The following is a 25,824-nucleotide window of genomic DNA, read 5'->3' on the forward strand; positions in this document are numbered from 1 at the left end:
GCTACTGGTAGTCGCGCGGGTCGAGGCCGGGGTTGGCCTCCATCCAGGCGCGGATGGCGGCGTTGCGCCGGTCGATCTGGGTGCCCTTGACGAGGCAGAAGATCCAGATGCCGAGGAAGATCGCCGCGACGACGTACATGAGCACGACGAGCAGGCCGGTGAGCACGAGAAGCACCTGGATGGCGCAGCCGAGCACGACTCCCCAGCGCCAGCGCATGCCCCACGCGGCGATCGCCATGAGGGCGAAGAACGCGGCACCGCCGAGGATTGCGACCGGCCAGGAGACGATCGCTGCTCCTGCGACGTTCAGGACGATGAAGAACAGCACGCAGGCCTCGAGCGCCAGCATGATCAGGAGGAGGCTCTCGACCAGGGTACGGTCGCGACGCGGACGCCGGGTGCGCCCGGGAGCGACACTCGGGCCGGTCTCGGTCATTTCCATCCGTCTTCTTCGGTGAGGGCGATCACGTCGCCGACGAGGGTGATCGAACCGGTGACGACCACGCCTCCGCTCTCGGCCTCGTCGGCCAGGTCGCGCGCGATCCCGAGCGCCGAGACGATGTTCGGCTCGACGGTCACCCGATCGGGCCCCACGATACCGACTGCGACTGCGGCGAGGCTGTCGGCGTCGATCGCCCGCTCGGAGTCGGACTGCGTCACGACGAAGTGCTCGACGGCCGGCGCGAGGTTGCGGATGATGCCCGCGGCGTCCTTGTCGTCGAGCACCGCGAGCACGGCCACGACGCGGTCGAACGAGAAGTACTCCCCCAGGGCGTCCGCCAGCGACCGCGCGCCGTGCGGATTGTGGGCCGCATCGACCAGGATCGTGGGGTCGTTCGCCAGAATCTGCAGTCGGCCGGGCGATGTCGCCGCACTCAGGCCGGCCGAGAGTATCTCGGGGTCGAGCGGCTGCGACCCGTTGCCGAGGAACGACTCGACGGCGGCGATCGCGACGGCGGCGTTCTCGGCCTGGTGACGGCCGAACAGGGGCAGGGCGAGGTCGTCGTAGCGCCCGGCGATGCCGCGCACGGAGATGACCTGGCCGCCCACGGCGACGTCCGACTTCAGGACCTCGAAGGCGCCGCGCTCGTCGCGCGGCCCCTCGAGCGCGAACGTCGACTCGGTGAGCTCGGCGGCGCGAACCAGCTCGGCGAGCGCCTCGGGCGTCTGCTTCGCCGACACGACGGCGGCAGCGGGCTTGATGATGCCCGACTTCGTCTTCGCGATCGCGGCCACGGTCGAGCCGAGGCGCTTCGTGTGGTCAAGAGCGATCGGCGTGAAGACGGCGACCTGGCCGTCGGCGACGTTCGTGGAGTCCCACTCGCCGCCCATGCCGACCTCCAGCACGACCACGTCGACCGGGGCGTCGGCGAACGACGCGAAGGCGAGCACGGTCAGCGCCTCGAAGTAGGTGAGCGGCTGCTCGGCGGCGGCCGTGAGCTCGGTGTCGACCATGAGGAGGTAGGGCTGGATGTCGGCCCAGTTCGCGGCCAGCGCGGCGTCGGAGATCGGCCTGCCGTCGATGACGATCCGCTCGTTGACCTTCACCAGGTGCGGGCTGGTCATGAGGCCGGTGCGGAGGCCATAGGCGCGCAGGATGCTCTCGATCATGCGACTCGTCGACGTCTTGCCGTTCGTGCCGGTGATGTGGATCACGGGGTACGAGCGCTGCGGGTCGCCGAGCAGCTCGACGGCGCGGCGCGTGGCACCGAGCCGAGGCTGCGGGGCCTGCTCGCCGACGCGGGCGAGGAGCTCCTCCCACACCCGCTGGGCGGCCGCGGCGTCTTCGGGCGACGACTCGTCGAGCGGCTTGTCGTCGTCGCGGTCGTCGCGGTCGCGCTCGTCGTCGTCGCCGAGGGTCGGGAAGTCCGAGAGGTCGTCGCCGGCCGCGCCGAAGACGGCGGGCAGCGCGCCCGGGTCGACCGTCTCGTCCGACTCGTCGGCGTCGTCGAACGCGTCGTAGTCGTCGCCGTCGTAGTCGCCGGGGCGTCGGGGCGTGTCAGTCATGCTTGGCCACCTTCACAGTGATCGTGCCGCCGTCGCCCACGGGCACGGCGCCGTCGGGGGCCGACAGGTAGAGGTCGGTCTCGAGCGAGAGCGTGAGGGTCTCGCCCGTGATGAGGTCGCGGTGCGCCTCGACGGCGGCCTCGGAGACCGCGTCGACGCCGAGCGCCAGCCGGATCCGGTCGCTCACGTCGAGTCCGGCGTCGCGGCGGGCCTGCTGCACGGCGCGGATGACGTCGCGGGCGAGCCCCTCGGCTTCGAGCTCGGGTGTCGTCGCGGTGTCGAGCAGCACGAAACCGCCGTCGCCCACGAACGAGAGCGCGCCGGCCTCGTCGGCCACGGTGAGCTCGAGCGTGAACTCGCCGGGCAGCAGCTCGACTCCACCGACGACCACGTTCTCGCCGCTGGGCTGCCAGTCGCCCTTCTTGGCGGCCGGGATCACCTGCTGCACCTGCTTGCCGATCCTGGGCCCCGCGGCGCGCGCGTTGACGGTCAGCTTGCGGGCCACGCCGTACTCGCCGAGGCTCTCCTCGGTCAGGGTCGCGAGAGTGACCTTCTTGACGTTGAGCTCGTCGCGGAGGATCGCGGCGAACGGCTCGAGGGCCGCAGGATCCGCGGAGACCACCGTGAGCTCCGGCAGAGGCAGCCGCACTCGCCTGTTCGTCGCCTTCCGCAGCGCCAGCCCGGCCGACGCGACCTCGCGCACGGCGTCCATGGCGTCGACAAGCGCGTCGTCGGCGGGGAACGCCGAGGCGTCCGGCCAGTCCTCCAGGTGCACGCTGCGGCCGCCGGTGAGGCCCTTCCAGACCTCCTCGGCGACCAGCGGCGCGAGCGGGGCCGCGACGCGCGTCACGGTCTCGAGCACGGTGTAGAGCGTGTCGAAGGCGCGCGTGTCGGTGCCGGCCCAGAAGCGGTCGCGCGAGCGCCTCACGTACCAGTTGGTGAGGACGTCGGCGAAGTCGCGGAGCTTCGCGGTCGCGAGCGGCGAGTCGAGCGCCTCCAGGTCGGCGGCGACGTCGTCGATGAGGCGGCGCGTCTTGGCGAGGAGGTAGCGGTCGAGCACGTCGTCGGAGTCGGTGCGCCAGGTGGCTCGGTACCCCGAGGTGTCGCCTGCTCCTGCGGCCGCGTTCGAGTACAGCGTGAAGAAGTAGTACGTCGACCAGAGCGGAAGCAGGAACTGCCTCGTCGCTTCGCGGATGCCCTCCTCGGTGACGATGAGGTTGCCGCCGCGGATCACGGAGCTCGACATGAGGAACCAGCGCATCGCGTCGGCGCCGTCTCGGTCGAAGACCTCGTTGACGTTCGGGTAGTTGCGGAGGGACTTCGACATCTTCTGTCCGTCGGAGCCGAGCACGATGCCGTGGCTGATGACGTTCGAGAACGCCGGGCGGTCGAAGAGCGGCGTGGCGAGCGCGTGCATGACGTAGAACCAGCCGCGGGTCTGCCCGATGTACTCGACGATGAAGTCGGCGGGGTTGTGGCTGTCGAACCATTCGCGGTTCTCGAACGGGTAGTGCACCTGGGCGAACGGCATCGAGCCCGAGTCGAACCAGACGTCGAAGACATCCTCGATGCGGCGCATCGTCGACTTCCCCGTCGGGTCGTCGGGGTTCGGGCGGGTCAGGTCGTCGATGTACGGGCGGTGCAGGTCGGGCTGGCCGTCGGCGTTCAGCGGCAGCCGGCCGAAGTCGCGCTCGAGGTCGGCCAGCGAGCCGTAGACGTCGACCCTGGGATACGACGGGTCGTCGCTCTTCCACACCGGGATCGGCGAGCCCCAGTAGCGGTTCCGCGACACCGACCAGTCGCGGGCGCCGGAGACCCACTTGCCGAACTGGCCGTCCTTGACGTTCTCGGGAACCCAGGTGATCTCCTGGTTCAGCTGCTCCATGCGGTCGCGGTAGTCGGTGACGCGCACGAACCAGCTCGAGACCGCCTTGTAGATCAGCGGGTTCCGGCACCGCCAGCAGTGCGGGTAGCTGTGCTCATAGCTGGCCTGGCGCAGGAGCCGGCCCTCGCTCCTCAGCTTCTGAGTCAGGGGCCGGTTCGCCTCGAACACCTGGAGCCCGGCGACCTCGCCGAACATCGGCAGGAACTTCGCGCCCTCGTCGACCGAGATGACCGTGGGGATGCCCGCCGCGGAGCAGACCGCCTGGTCGTCCTCGCCGTAGGCCGGCGCCTGGTGGACGATGCCGGTGCCCTCGCCGGTGGCGACGTAGTCGGCGACGAGGATCTGCCAGGCGTTCTCGGTGCCCCACTTCTCGGTGTCGGCGTAGAAGTCCCAGAGGCGGTCGTAGTCGACGCCGCGGAGGTCGGCGCCCGTGACCGAGCGCGACACGGCCGCGAGCGCCTCGTCGGCCGAGACGTAGCCGAGGTCCTTCGCGTAGGCGGCGATGGTGTCGGTCGCCAGGAGGTAGTCGGAGACGCCCTCCTCGGAGCCGTCGCCGGCGCCCTGCGGCCCGCTCGGCACGACGGAGTACTCGATGTCGGGGCCGACGGCGAGCGCGAGGTTGGTCGGCAGGGTCCAGGGCGTCGTGGTCCAGGCGAGGGCCTTCACGCCGGTGAGCCCCAGGGCCTCGGCTTTCTCGCCGACGAGGGGGAAGGTGACGGTGACCGTCTGATCCTGCCGCATCTTGTAGACGTCGTCGTCCATGCGCAGCTCGTGGTTCGACAGCGGCGTCTCGTCGTGCCAGCAGTACGGCAGCACGCGGAAGCCCTCGTAGGCGAGCCCCTTGTCGTGGAGCGTCTTGAACGCCCACAGCACGCTCTCCATGAACGTGATGTCGAGGGTCTTGTAGTCGTTCTCGAAGTCGACCCAGCGGGCCTGGCGGGTGACGTACTCCTGCCACTCCCCCGTGTACTCGAGGACGCTCTTGCGGGCGACCGCGTTGAACTCGGCGATGCCCATGTCGTCGATCTCGTGCTTCTCGGTGATGCCGAGCTGGCGCATCGCCTCGAGCTCGGCGGGCAGGCCGTGGGTGTCCCAGCCGAAGCGGCGGTGCACCTGCTTGCCGCGCATCGTCTGGAAGCGCGGGAACACGTCCTTCGCGTAGCCGGTGAGGAGGTGGCCGTAGTGCGGCAGGCCGTTGGCGAACGGCGGGCCGTCGTAGAAGACCCACTCGTCGCAGCCCTCGCGCTGCCGGACCGACTCGCGGAAGGTGTCGTCGCCCTTCCAGAAGGCGAGGATGCCCTTCTCGACGTCGGGGAAGCTCGGCGAGGCGGCGATGTCGCGGTACTGCGGTGCCATGTCAACTCCAGTGCAGATGCTCGTGCACGAGGACGCCGGGCGAATGTCTTCGCTCGTCGCGGTACCACCCCGCTTGCCGGGTGCGCCGTGGCGCCGCCGACCTCTCGCTCTGCGGCTATGACGGGCCTGCCCCGCTCGGTTCTAGTGACCGGCCGTCGCCTCGGCCGGGGCCGGGACGCGCGGACGGCGTTCTTCCGAGTGCTCCCCGGTGATGGCCGGATCGACGCACCACCATGTTACCCGGACGTGAACGGACTCGCCGCCGCCCATCACGATCGCCCGGCGGGGGCCACACTGGACGGATGACGTCTGACGCCCCCTCCGCTCCTCCGGCGGAGAGCACTCTCACCGTCCTCATCGCGCTCGGGGCGAACCTGCTCGTCGCCATCGCGAAGACGATCGCGTCGCTGCTCACCGGCTCGGCGTCGATGATCGCCGAGTCCGCCCACTCGTGGGCCGACACGGGCAACGAGATCTTCCTCTGGATCGCCGAGCGCCGCGGGTCGCGCACGCGCGACGACGCCCACCCCCTCGGCTACGGCAAAGAGACCTACGTGTGGTCGATGTTCGCGGCGTTCGGCCTCTTCACGGTCGGCGCCGTCGTGTCGATCTTCAACGGCGTGAGCGAGCTGACGTCGACGAAGCCCGACACCGACTACGTCGTCAACTACGTGGTGCTCGGGGTCTCCGCGATCCTCGAGGGCACGTCGTTCCTGCAGGCGCTGCGGCAGGCGCGGGGTGCCGCGACGAAGCGCAGGATCCCGGTGCTGCGCCACGTGCTCGACTCGTCGAACCCGACCCTCCGCGCCGTGTTCTTCGAGGACTCGGGCGCTCTGATCGGGCTTCTGTTGGCGTTCCTCGGGATCCTGCTGCACCAGCTCACCGGCTCGGCGATCTTCGACGCGCTCGGCTCGATCGCGGTCGGCGTGCTGCTCGGGTGCGTGGCGGTCGTGCTCATCGACCGCAACCGCCGCTTCCTCGTCGGGGAGAGCCCGACGCCCGAGGTCGAGTCGGCGGTGCTGCGCAGGATCCTGGAGCACCCGAAGGTCTCGCGGGTCACCTACCTGCACACCGAGTTCCTCGGCCCCGGGCGCCTCTACCTCGTGGCGGCGATCGACCTCGTCGGCAACGAGGACGAAGAGCACGTCGCCGTCGCCCTGCGCCGGGTCGAGGCCGACATCGAACTGAACGCGAACGTCGAGGAGGCCGTGCTCACGCTGGCGACGCCCGACGAGGCGAGCCTTCAGCCCACCACGCCGGACGCCCCGCGCGAGGCTCTGGGCTAGTCCTCCGCCGGCGTCGCGACAGCGGCCGCCGCACGACGACGACGCGAGAAGAGCATCATCGCGCCTCCCGCGACGATGGCCGCGAGGCCGCCGAGACCGATCGCGGTCGAGTGCTGCGAGCCGGTGAAGGCGAGCTCGGGGCCCGTGGCCGCGGGCGCGACGGCCGGGTCACCGGTGAGGTGGACGAGGATGTCGGGGCCGGCGACCGAGTAGTGAGCCGACTGGTCGACGGCGAAGGCCGTGACGATGTACTCGCCGGGCTTCCGCGACAGGGTGGTCGACCACGTGCCGTCGGCCTTGACCACGATCGAGCCGTCGTCGGCGGGCAGCGACGCGGTGGCCGCCGGGTCGCCCGACGAGCCGCCCGTGGTCTTCACGGCCGGGACCGCCGGGGTGTTCGACACGGGCGGGAGCGGAGTCTGCCCGTTCTGGAAGCCCTCGAAGAACGACGGGTAGAGGTCGCCGAAGTAGCTGAGGGCGATGTCGCCGTCCTCGCCGTAGAGCACGATGTCGTCGCCGGGGGTGCCGGTGCCCGAGACCGTGAAGTCGACGAGGCCGGGCTTCGCGGCGTCGGCACGGCCGACCACCGGGATGCCGATCTGGGCGATGGTCGGATCGATCGACTCGTCACCGTCGTCACCCGAGGCGACTCCCAGACCGCCCACGCCGGAGGCCGCGGCCGCCTTCAGACGCGAGCCCTTCGTGGCGAGGTCGGTGTGGCGCACCTTCGCGGCAGCGGTCTTGGCCGACTGAGTGCGTGCGGGGTGCGTGATCTCCTGCTGGATGGACGCGCGGGTCGTGTCGAAGGCGCTGAGGAACGACCCGTCGCCGTACGAGGGCTGGCTGATGAGCGGCGGGGCGACCGTCCCGGCCTTCTCGTCGAAGGTCGTCTGGACGGTGTTCGACGGGTCCGACTCGACCGAGGTCTCGTCGCCCTGCTCGTTGAGAGTCGTCTGCACGGCCGACATCGTCCACGTGCCGAAGTCGGGCACGTCGGCCTCGACCGTCCACGTGCCGTCGACCGCGACCGTCGAGCCGTCGAACGAGAAGCTCGACGACGTGTCGCCCTGGTCGTCCGTCTGGTCGAACTCGATGCCGATGCTGTCGCCCGGCTGGCCCGTGCCCGACACCTCGACGACGTCCATCGGAGCGTCGAAGAACGGTGCGTAGGTCGTCTCGTACACGACGGTGCCCGTGGGGCTCGTGATCGTCGGCGTGGGGCTCTGGGGCGCGTCGAAGACGACCTCGAAGTCGTCCTCCGTGAGGTCCTTCTTGCCGGAGGTGCCGTACACGCTGATGAACTGGTCGTACCCGTCGTCGGCGGTGAACGTGACCGGGATCGAGAACGTCGTCGCGGTCGTCGTCGTGTGGGCGACGACGTCGCCGTCGGAGTCGGTGACCTCGAGCTTCGAGCCGACCGGAGCGGTGCCCTCGATCGTGAAGGTTCGCGGGCCGTGGATCGTCACGACGCCCGTGTCGTCGTCGGGCACGGGAGACGTGACGGTGAGGTCGGTCGGGGCCGCGGCGGCCACGCGAGACACGGGCGCGGGCGGCGTGGCCTGAGTGGGGGCAGGAGCCGAGGGTGCGGCCGGCGACGCCGGCGCGGTAGCCGGGTCGGTCGCCCCCTGGCCGTCCGAGACGGCGCCGTCGGTCGGCGTCGACGCGGTGGCCGCCGGGTCGGCCGGAGCCGTCGCGGTCGTCGACGAGTCCGCCGGTGCGGAGTCGGCGAGCGCCGGCGACGCCGCGAGCGCGGTGCCGCCGAGGCCGATGAGGAGGGTCGCGGGGACGGCGACGGCCGTCCGGAAGGCAGAGGCCTTCCGCTTCGAGAATGCGTTCACAGGTCGTGCTTTCGGGCGTGGATCGGATCTGCGAACGTTCGCCCTGACCCACCCCCCAGGCGACGTGCACCCGGCGGTGATCGCGTCGGGTGGGGAGACCCTAACATCCTGCGCCCAGGTTTCTTGTACCCCGACCGGGGCTCTTTTCGACAGGTGTCAGAGGTCGGTGCCGGTCACTCCCCGAGCGCGGCGGCGAGACCTCGGGCGACGGGCGCCACGGCCGGCTCCACGGAGGCGACCAGCGGGCCGCGGCCGATGCCCGCTCGGGCCCAGGAGACCACGGCCGCGCCCGCGGCGGCGAGGAGCGTCGAGGAGACGACCTGCGGCCAGACGTCGTCGGGGCGTTCCCCGCGCCGCTGTGCGACGTAGGCGGCGACGAGCTGGTGCTGGGCCACGAAGCGGGCCGCGCCGGAGGCGACGAGGTCGTCTCCGAGGCGCATCGCCTCGGCCTGCGTGAGCGCCCACGGGACGCGCTCGTCGTCGTGCGCGCGCGCCACGTCGACGAGGGCGGCTTGGACCGACGCGACGACGGGCAGCTCGCGGACGGCCGGCGATCGAAGCGCCTCGGGGAGCCGGGCGAGGCTCGCGTCGAGGTCGAGCCAGAGGAGGTCGGCCTTGCCGGCGAAGTAGTTGAAGAACGTGGCACGGCTGACACCGGCGCGCTGGGCGATCTGGTCGACGGTCGTGCCCGCGTAGCCGTTCTCGAGGAAGAGCTCGCTGGCGGCGTCGGCGAGGATCTCGGCCGACGACCGTCGGGGCCGCCCGCTGCGTCCGGCTGGAGTGGAGGTCACGACATCATTGTGCCCGTAGACTCGAGGGGCACTTCCTGCACTCGGTACAGATATCTCCGGAGTTCCATGCGCACCCGCCTCCTGCCCCTCGTCGCTCTCGCGGCGGCCTCCGCCCTCGTCCTCGCGGGCTGCACCTCGGGCGGTGGCACGGCGACCGACGACGCGTCGGCGACGCCCGTCCGTGGCGGCACTCTCACCTATGCCACCGGCGACGCCGAGCCCACCTGCCTCGACCCGCACGTCGGCGGCAACTACCCGCAGGCCCTCGTCGCCTCGCAGTACCTCGAAGAGCTCGTCTCGAAGGACAGTCACGGCGACATCATCCCGTGGCTCGCGACGTCCTGGAAGCAGTCCGACGACGGCCTGAGCTGGACCTTCACGCTCAAGAAGGGCGTGAAGTTCACCGACGGCACGCCCTTCGACGCCGCGGCCGTGGTCGCGAACATGAACGCGGTGCAGGATCCCAAGACCCTCTCGTCGACGGGCTACCTCGCGCTCGGCAAGGTGAAGAAGACCGTCGCCGTCGATACCGACACCGTGCGCTTCGAGCTGAGCCAGCCCGACAGCGACCTGCTCGACTCGCTCACCCAGCCCTGGCTCGCGATCGAGTCGCCGACCGCCCTGAAGCGGCCGATGGCCACGAACTGCGTCTCGCCCGTGGGCACCGGCCCGTTCGAGGTGACGAAGTGGGTGAAGCAGTCGGCGATCACGATGGTGCGGAACCCGCACTACACCTCCCCCGTCCAGGACGCCGCGCACACCGGCGAGGCCTACCTGTCGAAGATCGTCTGGCGCTTCATCCCCGACTCGGCGTCGCGGTACGCGGCCCTGCAGTCGGGCGACGTGCAGGTCACCGACAACGCGCAGCCCGACGAGCTCGTCGCCGCGGCCAAGGGCCAGACGATCAAGGCGATCGACGCTCCGCGCCCCGGCGCCTCCGACCGCATCGAGCTGAACTCGTCACAGGCCCCGTTCGACGACGAGCGGGTGAGGCAGGCCTTCATCACCGGCGTCGACGTCAACGCCGGCATCAAGACCCTGTTCTTCGGCACGGCGAAGCGCTCGTACTCGCTGCTGTCGAGCGTCGAGCAGGACTCCTACAGCGACAAGGCCCTGTTCACGGTGAACACCGCCAAGGCCGAGAAGCTGCTCGACGCCGCCGGTTGGTCGCAGAAGAACTCGCAGGGCTACCGCGTGAAGGACGGAAAGCAGCTCACCGTCCGCTTCCCGGTCTCGACGAATCAGTCGATCCCCGCCGAGCGCGCCCTGTTCGAGCAGATCCAGGAGCAGGCGAAGAAGCTCGGCTTCGACGTCGAGATCAGCCAGCTCGACCTCTCGAGCTGGTACACGGCCCTCGCGAAGCACCAGTATGAGCTGGTCGACGCGCCCTACACGAAGGTCGGCCCGGGCGTGCTCGACATCCTGTACGACTCGTCCGGCATCACCCCTGCGCCCAGCGGCTACTTCGCCAACAACGCCCAGGTCGACATCCCGTCGCTCGACGCCACCCTGCGGAAGGCCGGTCAGGAGTCCGACCCGTCGACCCGCCAAGACCTCTACGACCAGGCGCAGAAGACGATCCTCGAGGGCTACTACGTGCTGCCGCTCTACGACCAGCAGAACCACTTCCTCTACCGCACGACGGTCCACGGCCTGCGCGCCTTCCCGTCGGTGTCGACGCCGTCGCTCTACGACGTGTGGCTGTCGAAGTGACGCTCCCCCGCCGACCGTGAGGGCAGCGGCGCGCTTCGTCGGCGTGCGCCTCGCGGGCGCCGTCGTCGTGCTCTGGGCTGTCGCGACGCTGATCTTCTTCGCGATCCGGCTCGTGCCCGGCGACCCCGCCCAGGCGATCCTCGGCGGCCCCGGGTCCGATGCGTCGAAGGCGTCGCTCGACCTGGTGCGCCGCGAGTACGGCCTCGACAAGCCCCTCGTCGTCCAGTACGCGGTGCAGCTCGGCCGTCTGGCCACGGGCGACCTCGGCACGTCGTACTCGCTGAAGCAGAGCGTCGCGAGCGTCCTGGCGGCGCAGGTGCCGCCGACCCTCGAGCTCGCCGCGCTCTCGCTGATCGTCGCCTGGCTCCTCGCCGCCGGCCTCGCCTGGTGGTCGTCGCGCAGCGGCCGGGTCGCAGGAGCAGTCGGAAACGCCCTCGAGGTGATCGCCTCGGCCGTGCCGCACTTCCTGCTCGCGAGCATCCTCATCGTCGTCTTCTCGACGCAGCTGAACCTCCTGCCGCCGGTCTCGACGGGCACCGCCGCCGGCTTGGTGCTGCCCGTGGTCACCCTGGCAATTCCGGTGGCGGGGTTCCTCGGCCAGGTGACCCGCGACTCCCTGCTCGACGCCTCCGCCGCCCCGTTCGCGCTCTCGGCCCGCGCCCGCGGGGAGAGCGCGAACGGCGTCTTCGCCCGGCATCTCCTGCGCCATGCCGCCCTGCCCGGTCTCGCCCTCTCGGGCTGGGCATTCGGCTCGCTGCTCTCGGGCGCCGTCGTCGTCGAGTCGGTGTTCGCGAGGCCGGGCCTCGGCCGCACCCTCCTCGCCGCCGTCACGGTGCGCGACGTGCCGCTCGTGACCGGTGTCGCGCTCGTCTCGGCGCTCGCCTACGTGGTGGTCGTCGTCCTCGGCGACGTCGCCGAGCGGGCGCTCGACCCGAGGGGGCGGGCGGCATGACCTTCATTCCGGAGACCGCCCTCGAGCGGCACGGCGAGGCCGCCTCGGCTCCTGCTGGCCCCAGGAGGGGCGGGTCACGTCGTCGCTGGCCCCTCACGGTCGCCGAGACGGTCGCCGCCGTGCTCCTGCTGCTCGTCGTCGTGGCGGCGGTCTTCCCGGGGCTGCTGGCGCCGCGCGACCCGCTCGCCATCGCGCCCGCCGACGCCTTCCAGCCCCCGTCGCCCGCGCACCCGTTCGGCACCGACGACTCGGGGCGCGACCTCTACACCCGCGTGGTGCACGGCGCCGGAGCCTCGCTGCTCATCGGTCTCGCAGCGACGGCGATCGGCACGGCCCTGGGCCTCGTGCTCGGGATCGCCGCCGGGGCGGGGTCTCGCGTGACGGACGTCGCCGTGGGGAGGCTGCTGGAGGTGCTGTTCGCTCTCCCCGGGCTCCTGCTCGCGCTCGTCATCATCGCGTTCACGGGGCCGGGCCCGCTGCCCGCGACCGTCGCCGTGGGGCTCGCGACGGCACCCGGGTACGCGCGGATCTTCCGCACGCAGATCCGCCGCGTGCGGTCGTCCGAGATGGTCGAGGCGGCGCGGGTGCTGGGGCGGTCGCCCGTTCGGCTTCTGACCCGGCACGTGCTGCCGAATGCCCTCGCACCCGTGGTCGTGCTCGCGACGCTCGGCGTCGGACAGGCCGTGGTCTGGGCGTCGTCGCTGAGCTACCTGGGCCTCGGCTCGCCGCCGCCGGCGCCGGAGTGGGGCGCCATGCTCGAGGCGGGGCGCACCTACCTGCAGGTCGCCTGGTGGATGACAGTGTTCCCGGGGCTGGCCATCGTGATCACGGCCGCGTCGACGACGGTGCTCGGGCGCGGGCTGACGAGACGGGGTCGACGGTGAACGGCTCGACGCTCGACGGCGGCCCGACGAAGGGCGTCGTCGTCGACGGACTCTCCGTGTCGTTCGGCGGCGCCGCCGTGGTGCAGGGCGTGTCGTTCACGCTGGCCCCCGGCGAGTGCGTGGCCCTCGTCGGCGAGTCCGGCTCAGGCAAGAGCGTCACCGCCCGCGCCCTGCTCGGCCTGACCGGCGGTCAGGTGTCCGCGTCGGCCCTCTCGCTCGACGGGCGGTCGCTGCTCGGGCTGCGCGAGCGCGCTTGGCGCCGGATTCGAGGCCCGCGCGTCGGGCTGGTGCTGCAGGACGCCCTCGTCTCGCTCGATCCTCTGCGCCCGATCGGACGGGAGATCGACGACGCCCTCCGGCTGCACACGCGCCTCTCCCCCGCCGAGCGCCGCGCCCGCGTGATCGAGGTGCTCGAGGAGGTCGGCATGCCGTCGCCTGCCGAACGCCGCGGGCAGCGGTCGGGCGAGCTCTCCGGCGGCCTCCGCCAGCGCGCCCTCATCGCGGCGGCCCTCGCGCTCCGACCCGACGTGATCATCGCCGACGAGCCGACGACCGCGCTCGACGCCGCCGTGCAGCGCCAGGTCACCGACCGCCTCGGCGTTCTCCGCGACGAGGGGGCCGCCGTGCTCGCCATCAGCCACGACCTCGGCGCCGTGCGCCGCCTCGCCGACCGCGTCGTGGTGATGCGCGCGGGGCGCGTCGTCGAGACGGGGCCGACCGAGGTGGTGCTCGACTCGCCGCGCGAGGAGTACACACGCGCCCTCGTCGCCGCGCTGCCGGCGGGGAAGGCGCGCGGCACGCGCCTGTCGGTCGCCGGGACCGTCCACGGATCGGGTCGACACGGCGAGTCGCCGCCCGAATCGAACGGATTCGCCGCCCCCGACCCCCACCGTGAACCGATCCTGACGGCACAGTCTCTGACGAGACGGTTCGGCGAGAGGGTGGCCGTCGACGACGTGTCGCTCGACCTCCGCCGCGGCGAGACGCTCGGGCTGGTGGGCGCGTCGGGCTCGGGCAAGACGACGACGGCGCGGCTCCTGCTCGGGCTGGAGACCCCGGACGCAGGATCGGTGACTCTCGACGGCGCCCCGTGGAACCCCCTCCGGGAGCGCGACCGCCGACCCCGCCGCAGTCGCCTCGGCGCCGTCTACCAGGACGCCCTGAGCTCGTTCGACCCGCGCCTGACGGTCGGCCGGACCCTCGTCGACGCGCTCACGGCGGGCGCGACCCTGCGGATGGGCACGCATCGCGACGAGGTGACGCGGCTTCTGGACGAGGTGGGGCTGCCGCCCGAGGTAGCGGACCGCTCCCCGGCGACGCTCTCGGGCGGGCAGCGGCAGCGCGTGGCGATCGCCCGCGCACTCGCACCGTCGCCGGCCGTGCTGATCTGCGACGAGCCGGTGTCGTCGCTCGACGTGACCGTCCAGGCGCAGGTGCTCGACCTGCTCGACGAGCTGCAGGAGCGCCTCGGCCTCGCCTACCTGTTTATCTCGCACGACCTCGACGTGATCCGGCACCAGAGCGACCGCGTCGCGGTGATGCACGAGGGCAGGATCGTGGAGGAGGGTGCGACCGAGCGGGTGTTCACTGCTCCTGCGCACCCCTACACGAAGGGGCTGCTCGCCGCGGCGAGCAGCCCCCGGGGCTGAGCGTCTAGCGGGCGGCGGGGCCGGAGACCTCGACCACGCCGTCGGGCATCGGCGGGCTCGACGGCCGCACGATGTCGATCGGGCCGGACTGCGCGAACTCGACCGCCCAGTCCTCGTGGGCGAGCTCGCTCGACTCGTCGGCGTAGGCCGCGACGATCTCGCGCGCCTCCTCCTCGCTGGCCACCGCGGGCAGCGAGCCGAGCAGCGGGGCGTTCGCCGTTTCTTTCGTGAACCACACCGACACGAGGCCGATGACGGCCGCGATCATCAGGTAGAACGCCGGGATGTCGTTCGCCCATGCGAATCCGGAGTCGTGCGCCCAGGCGACCAGCGACTCCGTGACCAGCGGCGTCGTTCCGCCGAACAGCGACACCGACACGTTGAACGCGATCGCGAGCGCGCCGTAGCGGATGATCGTCGGGAACAGCGCCGGCAGCGTCGAGGGCATCGTCGAGGTGAACGTGACGAGCACGAGGCCCAGGAGCAGCAGCCCCACGAACACGAGCACCGTCGAGTCCGTCTGCACCAGCTTCAGGGCCGGCCACGAGAGGAACAGGAATCCGAGGCAGCCCGCGAACAGCACCGGGCGGCGGCCGAAGCGGTCGGACAGGCGGCCGCCCAGCGAGATGACGGCCATCATCAGCACCATGACGACGATGATCAGCACGAGGCCGTTCGTGGCGTCGCGCCCGAGCGTCGTGGTGAGGTAGGTCGGCATGTACGACAGCAGCATGTAATCGGTCACGTTGAAGACGAGCACGAGGCCGATGCAGATGAGGAGTGCGCGCCAGTTTTCGGCGAAGAGACGCAGCACGGGGGTCTTGACGGCCTCGCGCGACGCCGCCTCCTCCTGCTGCTTCTGGAACGCCGGGGTCTCCTCGAGCTTGAGGCGCAGGTAGAGCCCGACGATGCCGAGCGGGCCCGCGATGAGGAACGGGATGCGCCAGCCCCACGACAGCAGCGTGTCTTCCGGCATGGCGAACTGCAGCACGGTCACCAGCGAGGCGCCGAGGACGTAGCCGCCGAGGGTGCCGAACTCGAGCCAGGAGCCCATAAACCCGCGGCGGCGGTCGGGCGAGTACTCGGCGATGAAGGTGGCGGCACCGCCGTACTCGCCGCCGGTCGAGAACCCCTGCACGAGGCGCGCAATCAGCAGCAGCATCGGCGACCACACGCCGATCGTGTGGAAGTCGGGAAGGAACCCGATGGCGAAGGTGCCGGCCGCCATCATGATCATCGTGACGGCGAGGACCTTCTGGCGGCCGATGCGGTCGCCGAGCGGGCCGAACACGGCCCCGCCGATCGGGCGCACGATGAACGCGGCCGTGAAGGTCGCGAAGGTGAGGATCACGCTGAGAGTCGGGTTGAGCGAGGGATAGAAGACCTTCGCGAGCGTGGTCGTGAGGTAGGCGAAGACGCCGAAGTCGAACCACTCCATGCCGTTTCCGAGGGCGGCCGCGGCGACGGCCCTCTTGAGCAGGGATTCTTCGACCACGGTCACGTCGGAGGTGGTCAGTCGTCGGCGTCCTTGCCGGGTGCGGGTCTTTCGAGCGGGTACTGCCTGTGCGGGTACTGCGGGACGGGACGACGGATCACTCATACGCATTCACTCCTGGTTTCGTAACAAAAAAACGGCCCCAAGCTTACCACATGGCAAATATCGGCCCCGGGCCGCTCCTCCTCCGCGACCCGCTCGCGTAGACTGTGTGCACCCAACAAGGCACCTCACCATCGACACGGTGCCGCCCATATCGAACAGGAGATCCCATGACTCGACCCATGCCCGACCGCCCCGCCCTCGAGGGCCTCGAGGCCGTCTGGGGCCCGCAGTGGGAGACCGACGGCACCTACCTGTTCGATCGCACCGCGTCGACCCGCGAGAACACCTTCTCGATCGACACCCCGCCGCCCACCGCCTCCGGCTCCCTCCACATCGGCCACGTGTTCAGCTACACGCACACCGATGTGAAGGCGCGATTCGAGCGCATGCGCGGCAAGAGCGTCTTCTACCCGATGGGCTGGGACGACAACGGCCTCCCCACCGAGCGTCGCGTGCAGAACTTCTACGGCGTCCGCTGCGACCCGTCCCTCCCCTACGACCCCGACTTCACGCCGCCGTTCGAGGGCGGCGACAACAAGTCGTCCAAGGCCGCCGACCAGGTGCCGATCTCACGGCGCAACTTCGTCGAGCTCTGCGAGCGCCTGACGGTGGAAGACGAGAAGCAGTTCGAAGACGTGTGGCGGAAGCTCGGCCTCTCGGTCGACTGGACCCAGACCTACCGCACCATTGGCGACGACTCGCAGGCCATCGCGCAGAAGGCCTTCCTCCGCAACCTCGCCCGCGGCGAGGCGTACCAGGCCGACGCCCCGACGCTGTGGGACATCACGTTCCGCACCGCCGTGGCCCAGGCCGAACTCGAAGACAAGGACATGCCGGGCGCTTACCACACGCTCGCGTTCCACCGTCCGGGCGAGGGCGCAGGAGCAGGGGAAGACATCCTCATCAAGACGACGCGCCCCGAGCTCCTGCCTGCCTGCGTGGCCCTCGTCGCCCACCCCGACGACGAGCGCTACCAGCCCCTCTTCGGCACCACCGTGACCACCCCGGTCTTCGGCGTCGAGGTGCCCGTGCTGGCGCACCACCTCGCCCAGAAGGACAAGGGCTCTGGGATCGCCATGATCTGCACGTTCGGCGACACGACCGACGTGGTGTGGTGGCGCGAGCTCGACCTGCCGAACCGCTCGGTGATCGGCTTCGACGGCCGCTTCGTGAGCGAGGCGCCGTCGGCGATCGACTCCGAGGCGGGCATCGCCGCGTACGCCGAGCTCGCCGGCAAGACCGTGTTCAGCGCGAAGGCCGCGATGGTCGACCTGCTGCGCGAGTCGGGCGAGCTGATCGGCGACATCGAGAAGATCACCCACCCGGTGAAGTTCTTCGAGAAGGGCGACAAGCCGCTCGAGATCGTGTCGACGCGCCAGTGGTACATCGTGAACGGCGCCCGCGACGAGGAGCTCCGCTCGACGCTGCTCAAGCGCGGCGAAGAGGTGGCGTTCCACCCCGACTTCATGCGCGTGCGCTACGAGAACTGGGTCAAGGGCCTCTCGGGCGACTGGCTCATCTCTCGCCAGCGCTTCTTCGGCGTGCCGATCCCGGTCTGGTACCCGCTCGACTCCGACGGCAACCCGGTGTTCGACCAGCCGATCGTGCCGTCCGAGGCGTCCCTGCCCGTCGACCCGTCGAGCGACACCGCACCCGGCTACGACGAGTCCCAGCGCGGCGTGCCCGGCGGCTTCCAGGGCGAGGTCGACGTGATGGACACCTGGGCCACCTCGTCGCTCACCCCGCAGCTGGCCGGGAAGTGGGAGCAGGACCCCGAGCTCTTCGACCTCGTGTTCCCCTACTCGCTGCGTCCCCAGGGCCAGGACATCATCCGCACCTGGCTCTTCTCGACGATGCTGCGCGCGCAGCTCGAGGGCGACACCGTGCCGTGGCGGAACGCCTCGATCTCGGGCTTCATCGTCGACCCCGACCGCAAGAAGATGTCGAAGTCGAAGGGCAACGTCGTGACTCCCGCGGCCATGCTCGACGACCACGGCTCCGACGCGGTGCGCTACTGGGCGGCCTCGTCGCGCCTCGGCACCGACGCGGCGTTCGACCCGCAGAACCCGAAGCAGATCAAGGTGGGTCGCCGCCTCGCGATCAAGGTGCTCAACGCCGCGAAGTTCGTCTACTCGTTCCCGCAGCCCGCGGGCGCGGCGACGGCGACCGAGCCGCTCGACCGCGACCTGCTGGCGAACCTCGCTGTGGTGATCGAGACGGCGACCGACGCCCTCGAGAACTACGACCACGCGAAGGCGCTCGAGACGACCGAGAAGTTCTTCTGGACCTTCTGCGACGACTACCTCGAGCTCGTCAAAGAGCGGGCCTATGGCGCAGGAGCAGAGGGCAGCACCTCGACCGACGCCCAGGCCTCCGCGGTCTCCACGCTGCGCACGACGATCGACGCACTGCTGCGGCTCCTGGCGCCCTACCTGCCCTTCGCCACCGAAGAGGTGTGGTCGTGGACCCACGACACGTCGGTGCACCGCGCGGCGTGGCCGACGACCGGCGAGCTCTGGGCGCTCGAGGCTCCGTCGGGTCTCCTGCAGCTCGTGGGCGAGGCGCTCATCTCGGTGCGGCGCGCGAAGACCGACGCGAAGGCCTCGCAGAAGACGCCGGTGACCTCGGCCGTGGTCGTGGCTCCCGCCGCGTCGCTGTCGCTGCTGGAGTCGGCCGCCGCCGACCTCGCCGCGGTGGGACGCATCCAGGCGCTCACGTTCGCCTCGGGCGACGAGCTCGCCGTGACCGACATCGTGCTGGCCGAGCAGCCGGCCGAGGCGTAGGCCGTGCAGCTCGGGACGCGATGGCCGGTCGGGGGCTCGACGCCCGACCGGCTGCCGGCCCCGGTGGTGTCGGCGATCCTGCGGGTCGAGGGCGAGCTCGCCGAGCAGGGCGTCGACGCGTCCGCCTGGCGCTGGACGCTCACCTGGCTCGAGCGGAAGCCCGTGGTCGAGCTCGACGACGGCACCGTGATCCGGTACGACGCCGCGACGGACACGGCGCACGTCCACGAGCCGTCCGAGTCGGAACCCGACGACGACGACTTCTAGCCCGCTTCCCGCGACACAACGCGACACCCGCGACGTTCATTCGCGTCGCAGGTGTCGCGTTTTGTCGCTGACGACGCTTCAGGCGGTCGCGAGGATCTCGGCGTGCAACATCGAGAGCCAGCCGTCGGGCGCATCGCGCCAGGCGATCCAGCCCGCGGCGACCTCCTGCAGGTCGGCGGCGGTCGCGATGCCGTGCTCGATGACGTCGCCGTAGAACTGCGACTCGAGGGTGCGTGCGGCCCAGCTGTCGCCCCACCAGGTGCGCTCGGCGTCGCTCGCGAAGCACCACGCCGTCGCGGTCGCGGTCACGTCGGTGAAGCCCGCCTGCAGCACCCACGAGCGCAGGTGGCGGCCCGCGTCGGGCTCGCCGCCGTTGGCACGCGCGTTGCGCTCGTAGACGTCGAGCCATTTCTCGAGGCCCGGGTTCGCAGGAGCCCAGAGGGTCCCGCGGTAGTCCACGTCGCGCACCGCGACGAGGCCGCCCTTCTTCGTCACGCGACGCATCTCGCGCAGCGCCGCCACCGGGTCGCCGAGGTGCTGCAGCACCTGGTGCGCGTGCACGATGTCGAAGGTGTCGTCGTCGAAGGGGAGGGCGTACACGTCGGCTTCGAGGAATTCGACGTTCGTCTGCTCCTGCGCCTCGGCCAGCGCGGTGGCCTGGGCGACGATCTCGGCGGAGCGGTCGATGCCGACGACCCGGCCGTCGCCCAGTCGCGCGGCGAAGTCGACCGTGATCGTGCCGGGGCCGGAGCCCACGTCGAGCAGCGAGAGGCCGGGCGCGAGGTGCGGGGCGAGGTACGCCGCCGAGTTCTCGACGGTGCGCCAGGTGTGGCTCCGCAGGACGCTCTCGTGGTGGCCGTGGCTGTAGCGCTCGTCGTGGGTCGTCATGCTCCGACGCTAGCGCCCGGCGCACGGTGTCTGCCGCACGCCGGGCACCTCGATCAGTGGAAGCGGGTCGCGGACAGCGAGTCGACGCTGCCGCCGTGGGCACGCGACACGCGGTCGGCGTCGATGGAGCGGACGGAGCGCTCGGGGCGCTGCGACCAGTCGACGAGGGCGCGGCCGGTGCGGAGGGCGAGACGGTCGAAGACGGATTCGGTGCGGGTCATGATTCTGCCTGTTCTGAGTCGGTGGGGTCGGGGGTCGGGGTGACGTTCGAGGCCGCGGCCGCGTCGCGCGCGAGGAGCGCCTGGTCGGCCGCGTCGCGATCGAGGAGCGGGAACGCGTTGAAGTGGACCTGGACACGGCGCGCGCCGACGACGTCGTCGCGGTTGCGCAGGGGGTCGACGTGTGTGGCGAGGAACTCGAGCCATGCCCGGCCGAGCTCGTGCAGCTCGTCGACGGTCGCGGTGACGTTCGACGTCGAGATGCTGGACGCCTCGTACCAGTCGCGCCCGACGAGGTCGGGATTGGAGTGGAAGTCGTCCAGGAGCGCAGCGCGGGCGCGCTCCCACTCGCGGCCGACCATGCGGGCGGCCGTGCGGCCGGCGGCGTCGTCGTAGTCGAAGTACGACACGCCGATCGAGCCGGGAGTGCGCTCCCACCAGCGCTCGCGATTCGTGCCGCGCTCCTCGACCTCGCGGACGAGGCCGTGCCGTTCGAGCTGGCGCAGGTGGTAGCTGGTGGAGCCGCTCGACTCCCCCAGCCGCTCGGCGAGCTGGCTCGCCGTGGCACAGCCGCGCACCGACAGCTCTTCGAAGAGCTCGACGCGCAGCGGGTGGGCCAGTGCACGGAGGGCGCCGGCATCGAGCTGGCGTGCGTGCGGGGGCATGCTCTCGGTCATGACTCCGAGAATACGCGTGCAGAGTTTTCTTTGCAACACTCTCTTTGCAAACAGATCTTTGCTCACGGCGAACGGGCCTAGGCTCGGAGGATGCCGAATCCGTTCCTCGAGCCCAGCGCCCTCCCCTACGACCTGCCGCCGTTCGCCGACATCGAGCCGGAGCACTACCGGGAGGCGATCGACCTGGGGTTCGCCCATCAGCTGGCCGAGATCGAGGCGATCACGTCGGATCCTGCGCCCGCGTCCTTCGACAACACGATCGTCCCGCTCGAGCTGAGCGGCCAGACGCTCTCGCGGGTCGAGCACGTGTTCTGGAACAAGCAGTCGAGCGACTCCGACGAGTCGTCGAACGCCCTCGAGCTGGAGTACGCGCCGCTCTTCGCCGCGCACTCCGATGCGATCCGGCTGAACCCGGCCCTGGCCGCACGCATCGAGGCCGTCTACGAGTCGCTCGGCACCGAGGCCGCCTCAGAGCTCTCCCCCGAGGCCGTCTACCTCGTCGAGCGCTACCACGACGAGTTCACCCGGGCCGGAGCCGGCCTCGCCGACGCCGACAAGGAGCGCCTCCGCACCCTCAACGCCGACCTGGCCGCCCTCTCGACGCGCTTCGAGAAGAACCTCCTCGCCGACACGAACGACCTCGCCCTCGTGGTCGACGACGCCAGCGAGCTCGACGGGCTCGGTGAGGACGAGATCGCGGGACTCGCCGCTGCGGCCGCCGAGCGAGGGCTCGAGGGCAAGTACCTCATCACGCTCATGCTGTTCACCGGCCACCCCCTGCTGTCGAGGCTCACGAACCGCGACCTCCGCCGCCGCATCATGGAGGCGTCGCGGGCACGGGGCAGCCGAGGCGGCGAGCACGACAACCGGCAGGTGGTCCTCGACATCGTGCGGCTCCGGGCAGAGCGCGCCGCGCTCCTCGGCTTCGCCACGCACGCGGCCTACGTGACCGCGGGTGAGACCGCAGGATCGCCCGACGCCGTCGACGCCCTCCTCTCCCGTCTCGCACCGCCCGCCGCCCGCAACGCCGCCGCCGAGCAGCACGACCTCCAGGAGCTCGCCTGCCACCCCGTCGAGGCGCACGACTGGGCGTTCTACAGCGAGAGGGTGCGCGCGGCGACCTACGACTTCGACTCCGACGACATGCGCCCGTACTTCGAGGCGTCGCGGGTGCTCGTCGACGGCGTGTTCTTCGCGGCGTCGCAGCTCTACGGGCTCGAGTTCACCGAGCGGCACGACCTCGTCGGCTACCACCCCGAGGCCCGCGTCTTCGAGGTGACCAGCGAGGGCGAGCCCGTCGGCCTCTACCTGCTCGACCTCTACACGCGCGACTCCAAGCGCGGCGGCGCGTGGATGAATCCGCTCGTGTCGCAGTCTCGGCTCCTGCATCCCTACCCGGTCGTCGTGAACAACCTCAACGTGTCGAAGCCGCCCGCAGGCTCGCCGATCCTGCTCACGCTTGACGAGGTGACGACGCTGTTCCACGAGTTCGGTCACGCGCTGCACGGCCTCCTCGCCCGAGTGACGTACCCGCACTTCTCGGGCACGAACGTGTTCCGTGACTTCGTCGAGTTCCCGAGCCAGGTCAACGAGATGTGGATGCTGCGGCCCGAGGTGCTGTCGAACTACGCGCGCCACTACAAGACCGGTGAGCCGATGCCGCGCGACCTCGTCGACAAGCTCGAGGCGGCCGAGGGCTAGGGTCAGGGCTTCGCGACGTCCGAGTACCTCGCCGCAGCGCTCCTCGACCAGAAATGGCACGCGCTCACGCTGGCCGAGGCGCAGGAGCTCGCGGACCCCGCCGACGTGGCCACCTTCGAGGCCGCTGCCCTCGCCGCCTCAGGGCTCGACAACGCCGCCGTTCCGACCCGTTACTCGTCGGCGTACTTCGCGCACACGTTCTCGGGCGGCTACGACGCCGGCTACTACTCGTACATCTGGAGCGAGGTGCTCGACGCCGACACGGTGGAGTGGTTCGACGACAACGGCGGCCTGTCGCGGGAGGCCGGGGAGCGCTTCTCGCGGCTCCTGCTCGGGGTGGGCGGGTCGAAGGACCCGCTTCAGGCGTACCGCGACTTCCGCGGTCGCGATGCCGCCGTCGAGCCGCTGCTGGCCCGCCGTCGCCTGCAGTAGCCCGCTGAGCCAGGACGCACGAACGCCCCGCCGCGTTGTGCGGCGGGGCGTTCGACGAGAGCCTGAGGCTACGCGCTCTTCTCGGCGCGCTCGGGAGCGCGCGGCACGATCGTCGGCGCGGCGTTCTCGATGACCGACGCCTTCGTCACGACGACGCGGCCGACGGTGTCGTCGGAGGGGACGTCGAACATGATCGGGCCGAGTACTTCCTCCATGATCGCGCGGAGGCCGCGGGCGCCGGTCTGGCGCAGGACCGCGAGGTCGGCGATCGCCTCGAGGGCAGACTGCTCGAACTCGAGCTCGACGCCGTCGAGCTCGAACATGCGCTGGTACTGGCGCACGAGCGCGTTCTTCGGCTTCGTGAGGATTTCCATCAGAGCCTCGCGGTCGAGCTGCGACACCGTCGTGACGACGGGGAGGCGACCGATGAACTCGGGGATGAGGCCGAATTTGTGGAGGTCTTCGGGCAGGACCTCGCTGAAGAGGTTGACGTCGTTGCCCTTGTTGTAGAGCGGGGCGCCGAAGCCGATGCCGCGCTTGCCGGCGCGGGACGAGATGATCTCCTCGAGCCCCGCGAAGGCGCCGGCGACGATGAACAGGACGTTCGTCGTGTCGATCTGGATGAATTCCTGATGCGGATGCTTCCGGCCGCCCTGCGGCGGGACCGAGGCGACGGTGCCCTCGAGGATCTTGAGGAGCGCCTGCTGCACGCCCTCGCCCGACACGTCGCGGGTGATCGAGGGGTTCTCGGCCTTGCGGGCGATCTTGTCGACCTCGTCGATGTAGATGATGCCGGTCTCGGCCCGTTTGACGTCGTAGTCGGCGGCCTGGATCAGCTTGAGCAGGATGTTCTCGACGTCCTCACCCACGTAGCCGGCCTCGGTGAGGGCGGTCGCGTCGGCCACGGCGAACGGCACGTTGAGGCGTTTGGCCAGGGTCTGGGCGAGATACGTCTTGCCGCAGCCCGTGGGGCCGATGAGAAGGATGTTGGACTTGGCGATCTCGATGTCGTCGCCCAGCGAGTCGGCGGAGGCCAGGGTCTGCATCGACCGGATCCGCTTGTAGTGGTTGTAGACGGCCACCGACAGAGCGCGCTTCGCCGGCGCCTGGCCGATCACGTACTCTTCGAGGAAGTCGTAGATCTCTCGGGGCTTCGGCAGGTCGAACTCGCTCGAAGGCTCTTCGCCGGCCTCGGCCAGGCGCTCTTCGATGATCTCGTTGCACAGCTCGACGCACTCGTCGCAGATGTACACGCCAGGGCCGGCGATCAGCTGCTGGACCTGCTTCTGGCTCTTTCCGCAGAACGAGCACTTGAGCAGATCGGCGCTCTCACCGATGCGAGCCATGCCTGCCTCCCTTAGGCGTTGAGTGGTGGTCGTTGAACGAGCCTAACCCGAACCGCAGACACTGCGAGCATCGTGACCCGGCGAATCGCCGGGAGCGAACCCGGCAACAGGTGTTCGGAGCGGACGAGGCTTGCGAAAGGCCCCGGATCCTGCGGCAGGATCCGGGGCCTTGCACACGCGACGGATGTTACTTGGCGAGCGCCAGGTTCTTGCGGCTCGTCAGGACCTGGTCGATGAGGCCGTACTGCAGGGCCTCCTGCGCGCCGAGGATGTTGTCGCGCTCGATGTCGCGGTTGACCTCTTCGGGCGACTTGTTGGAGTGCTTCGACAGGGTCTCCTCCAGCCAGGTGCGCATGCGGAGCACCTCGGCCGCCTGGATCTCGATGTCGGAGGCCTGACCGCCGCCCTGACCGCCGGTCGCGGGCTGGTGGATGAGCACGCGGGCGTTCGGGAGCGCGAGGCGCTTGCCCGGGGTGCCGGCGGCGAGCAGGACTGCCGCGGCCGACGCGGCCTGCCCGAGGCAGACCGTCTGGATGTCGGGGCGGATGTACTGCATCGTGTCGTAGATCGCCGTCATGGCCGTGAACGAGCCGCCGGGCGAGTTGATGTACAGCGTGATGTCGCGGTCGGGGTCCATCGACTCGAGAACGAGCAGCTGGGCCATGACGTCGTCGGCCGACGCGTCGTCGACCTGCACGCCCATGAAGACGATGCGGTCTTCGAAGAGCTTGGCGTAGGGATCCTGGCGCTTGTAGCCGTAGGCCGTGCGCTCTTCGAACGAGGGGAGCACGTAACGCGACGAGGGCATCGCGATCTGAGGGGTTCCACCCATCTTCGGCAGTTCCATGGTGTCTTCTTTCGTGAAAGTCGTCGTCGGGTGGTTACTTGTCGCTGTTGTCGGCGCCGGTGCCGGCACCGCCGGTCACGTCGGTCGCAGAGGCGCGGATGTGGTCGACGAAGCCGTACTCGAGGGCCTCCTGCGCCGTGAACCAGCGGTCGCGGTCGCCGTCGGCGTTGATCTGCTCGACGGTCTTGCCGGTCTGCGCCGCGGTGATCTCGGCGAGACGCTGCTTCATCGACAGGATCAGCTGCGCCTGCGTCTGGATGTCGCTCGACGTGCCGCCGAAACCGCCGTGCGGCTGGTGCAGCAGCACGCGCGCGTTCGGTGTGATGTAACGCTTGCCCTTGGTGCCGGCGGTGAGGAGGAGCTGACCCATCGACGCGGCCATGCCGATGCCCACGGTCACGATGTCGTTCGGCACGAACTCCATCGCGTCGTAGATAGCCATGCCGGCCGTGATCGAGCCGCCGGGCGAGTTGATGTAGAGGTAGATGTCCTTCTCGCTGTCCTCAGCGGCGAGGAGGAGAAGCTTCGCTGCGATCTCGTTCGCGTTGTCGTCGCGCACCTCGGAGCCCAGCCAGATGATGCGGTCTTTGAGAAGTCGGTCAAAAACACTGTTGGGCAGTGTTGCGGCGTCGGCCATGTGGTGCTCCCATTCGGTTGTCGCTTGCATACGAACTTAGAGGGTGCAACGCGCGGTTTCCGGGCTG

General features: G+C 70.3%; 19 protein-coding genes and 1 pseudogene. 8 read left to right on the forward strand and 12 right to left on the reverse strand.

The genetic code is table 11. The annotated features are described in order from the left end of the window. Position 1 precedes the first annotated feature (1 nt). Genes C8E83_RS08525 through ileS form a run of 3 tightly spaced genes read right to left on the reverse strand, consistent with a single transcriptional unit; the run spans position 2 to position 5,248 of the window. On the reverse strand, positions 2 to 436 hold the full coding sequence (locus C8E83_RS08525; RefSeq protein WP_170159884.1) for a DUF4233 domain-containing protein: 435 nt from the start codon (positions 434 to 436) through the stop codon (positions 2 to 4). Further along, positions 433 to 2,007 (reverse strand): bifunctional folylpolyglutamate synthase/dihydrofolate synthase, encoded by a 1,575-nt coding sequence (locus C8E83_RS08530; RefSeq protein WP_121369393.1) that lies wholly within the window; start codon positions 2,005 to 2,007, stop codon positions 433 to 435. The genes C8E83_RS08525 and C8E83_RS08530 overlap by 4 nt, the downstream gene beginning before the upstream one ends. Next, positions 2,000 to 5,248: an isoleucine--tRNA ligase gene (ileS, locus tag C8E83_RS08535; protein ID WP_121369394.1), complete on the reverse strand. Its 3,249-nt coding sequence runs from the start codon at positions 5,246 to 5,248 to the stop codon at positions 2,000 to 2,002. Before ileS ends, C8E83_RS08530 begins: the two co-directional genes overlap by 8 nt. 302 nt (positions 5,249 to 5,550) lie before the next feature. Between ileS and C8E83_RS08540 the strand changes: the two genes are divergently transcribed. After that, positions 5,551 to 6,534, forward strand: coding sequence for a cation diffusion facilitator family transporter (locus C8E83_RS08540; protein WP_121369396.1), 984 nt, complete (start codon positions 5,551 to 5,553; stop codon positions 6,532 to 6,534). Here the strand turns inward: C8E83_RS08540 and C8E83_RS08545 are convergent. Next, the gene (locus tag C8E83_RS08545) at positions 6,531 to 8,372 is read right to left on the reverse strand and encodes an LPXTG cell wall anchor domain-containing protein (RefSeq protein ID WP_121369398.1); all 1,842 of its coding nucleotides are present in this window, start codon (positions 8,370 to 8,372) and stop codon (positions 6,531 to 6,533) included. The two genes, C8E83_RS08540 and C8E83_RS08545, sit on opposite strands and share 4 nt — an antisense overlap. 173 nt (positions 8,373 to 8,545) lie before the next feature. After that, complete coding sequence (locus C8E83_RS08550) at positions 8,546 to 9,163, reverse strand: TetR/AcrR family transcriptional regulator (protein WP_121369399.1); 618 nt, start codon at positions 9,161 to 9,163, stop codon at positions 8,546 to 8,548. 66 nt (positions 9,164 to 9,229) lie between these two features. Here C8E83_RS08550 and C8E83_RS08555 point away from each other — a divergent pair, with 66 nt between their 5' ends. The 4 genes from C8E83_RS08555 to C8E83_RS08570 are packed head-to-tail and all read left to right on the forward strand — an operon-like array spanning position 9,230 to position 14,361. After that, complete coding sequence (locus tag C8E83_RS08555; protein WP_121369401.1) at positions 9,230 to 10,876, forward strand: ABC transporter substrate-binding protein; 1,647 nt, start codon at positions 9,230 to 9,232, stop codon at positions 10,874 to 10,876. A 16-nt stretch (positions 10,877 to 10,892) separates the two neighbouring features. Beyond that, the gene (locus C8E83_RS08560) at positions 10,893 to 11,828 is read left to right on the forward strand and encodes an ABC transporter permease (RefSeq protein ID WP_121369403.1); all 936 of its coding nucleotides are present in this window, start codon (positions 10,893 to 10,895) and stop codon (positions 11,826 to 11,828) included. After that, positions 11,825 to 12,712, forward strand: coding sequence for an ABC transporter permease (locus C8E83_RS08565; RefSeq protein ID WP_121369404.1), 888 nt, complete (start codon positions 11,825 to 11,827; stop codon positions 12,710 to 12,712). The genes C8E83_RS08560 and C8E83_RS08565 overlap by 4 nt, the downstream gene beginning before the upstream one ends. Beyond that, the gene (locus C8E83_RS08570) at positions 12,709 to 14,361 is read left to right on the forward strand and encodes a dipeptide ABC transporter ATP-binding protein (RefSeq protein ID WP_121369406.1); all 1,653 of its coding nucleotides are present in this window, start codon (positions 12,709 to 12,711) and stop codon (positions 14,359 to 14,361) included. The genes C8E83_RS08565 and C8E83_RS08570 overlap by 4 nt, the downstream gene beginning before the upstream one ends. A gap of 4 nt (positions 14,362 to 14,365) precedes the next feature. On the opposite strand, the gene proP is transcribed toward C8E83_RS08570, so the two are convergent. Next, on the reverse strand, positions 14,366 to 15,877 hold the full coding sequence (gene proP / locus C8E83_RS08575) for a glycine betaine/L-proline transporter ProP (RefSeq protein ID WP_281270837.1): 1,512 nt from the start codon (positions 15,875 to 15,877) through the stop codon (positions 14,366 to 14,368). Positions 15,878 to 16,128: 251 nt separating this feature from the next. Here proP and valS point away from each other — a divergent pair, with 251 nt between their 5' ends. Together valS and C8E83_RS08585 are read left to right on the forward strand one after the other, a co-directional pair. Then, complete coding sequence (valS, locus tag C8E83_RS08580) at positions 16,129 to 18,744, forward strand: valine--tRNA ligase (protein WP_245981522.1); 2,616 nt, start codon at positions 16,129 to 16,131, stop codon at positions 18,742 to 18,744. A gap of 3 nt (positions 18,745 to 18,747) precedes the next feature. Then, positions 18,748 to 19,011, forward strand: coding sequence for a hypothetical protein (locus C8E83_RS08585; RefSeq protein ID WP_121369412.1), 264 nt, complete (start codon positions 18,748 to 18,750; stop codon positions 19,009 to 19,011). 78 nt (positions 19,012 to 19,089) lie between these two features. On the opposite strand, the gene C8E83_RS08590 is transcribed toward C8E83_RS08585, so the two are convergent. From C8E83_RS08590 to C8E83_RS08595, 3 genes are read right to left on the reverse strand one after another with little or no spacing between them, the layout of a single operon-like run. Further along, positions 19,090 to 19,899, reverse strand: a complete 810-nt coding sequence (locus C8E83_RS08590) for a methyltransferase domain-containing protein (RefSeq protein ID WP_121369414.1) — start codon at positions 19,897 to 19,899, stop codon at positions 19,090 to 19,092. Positions 19,900 to 19,952: 53 nt separating this feature from the next. Then, positions 19,953 to 20,120: a hypothetical protein gene (locus C8E83_RS19455; protein WP_170159885.1), complete on the reverse strand. Its 168-nt coding sequence runs from the start codon at positions 20,118 to 20,120 to the stop codon at positions 19,953 to 19,955. After that, positions 20,117 to 20,794: an ArsR/SmtB family transcription factor gene (locus C8E83_RS08595; RefSeq protein WP_121369416.1), complete on the reverse strand. Its 678-nt coding sequence runs from the start codon at positions 20,792 to 20,794 to the stop codon at positions 20,117 to 20,119. The genes C8E83_RS19455 and C8E83_RS08595 overlap by 4 nt, the downstream gene beginning before the upstream one ends. 90 nt (positions 20,795 to 20,884) lie before the next feature. Between C8E83_RS08595 and C8E83_RS08600 the strand changes: the two are divergent. Beyond that, positions 20,885 to 22,927, forward strand: a pseudogene (locus C8E83_RS08600) (M3 family metallopeptidase). Positions 22,928 to 22,995: 68 nt separating this feature from the next. On the opposite strand, the gene clpX reads toward C8E83_RS08600, so the two are convergent. The 3 genes from clpX to C8E83_RS08615 form a co-directional block, all read right to left on the reverse strand. Further along, a complete protein-coding gene (clpX, locus tag C8E83_RS08605; protein ID WP_121369418.1) occupies positions 22,996 to 24,273 on the reverse strand; it encodes an ATP-dependent Clp protease ATP-binding subunit ClpX in 1,278 nt (425 codons plus the stop codon). Between the two features lie 187 nt (positions 24,274 to 24,460). After that, positions 24,461 to 25,120, reverse strand: coding sequence for an ATP-dependent Clp protease proteolytic subunit (locus C8E83_RS08610; RefSeq protein WP_121369420.1), 660 nt, complete (start codon positions 25,118 to 25,120; stop codon positions 24,461 to 24,463). A 34-nt stretch (positions 25,121 to 25,154) separates the two neighbouring features. After that, positions 25,155 to 25,757 (reverse strand): ATP-dependent Clp protease proteolytic subunit, encoded by a 603-nt coding sequence (locus C8E83_RS08615; protein WP_121369421.1) that lies wholly within the window; start codon positions 25,755 to 25,757, stop codon positions 25,155 to 25,157. Positions 25,758 to 25,824 lie beyond the last annotated feature (67 nt).

The sequence above is a fragment of the Frondihabitans australicus genome, from assembly GCF_003634555.1.
Lineage (GTDB): Bacteria > Actinomycetota > Actinomycetes > Actinomycetales > Microbacteriaceae > Frondihabitans > Frondihabitans australicus.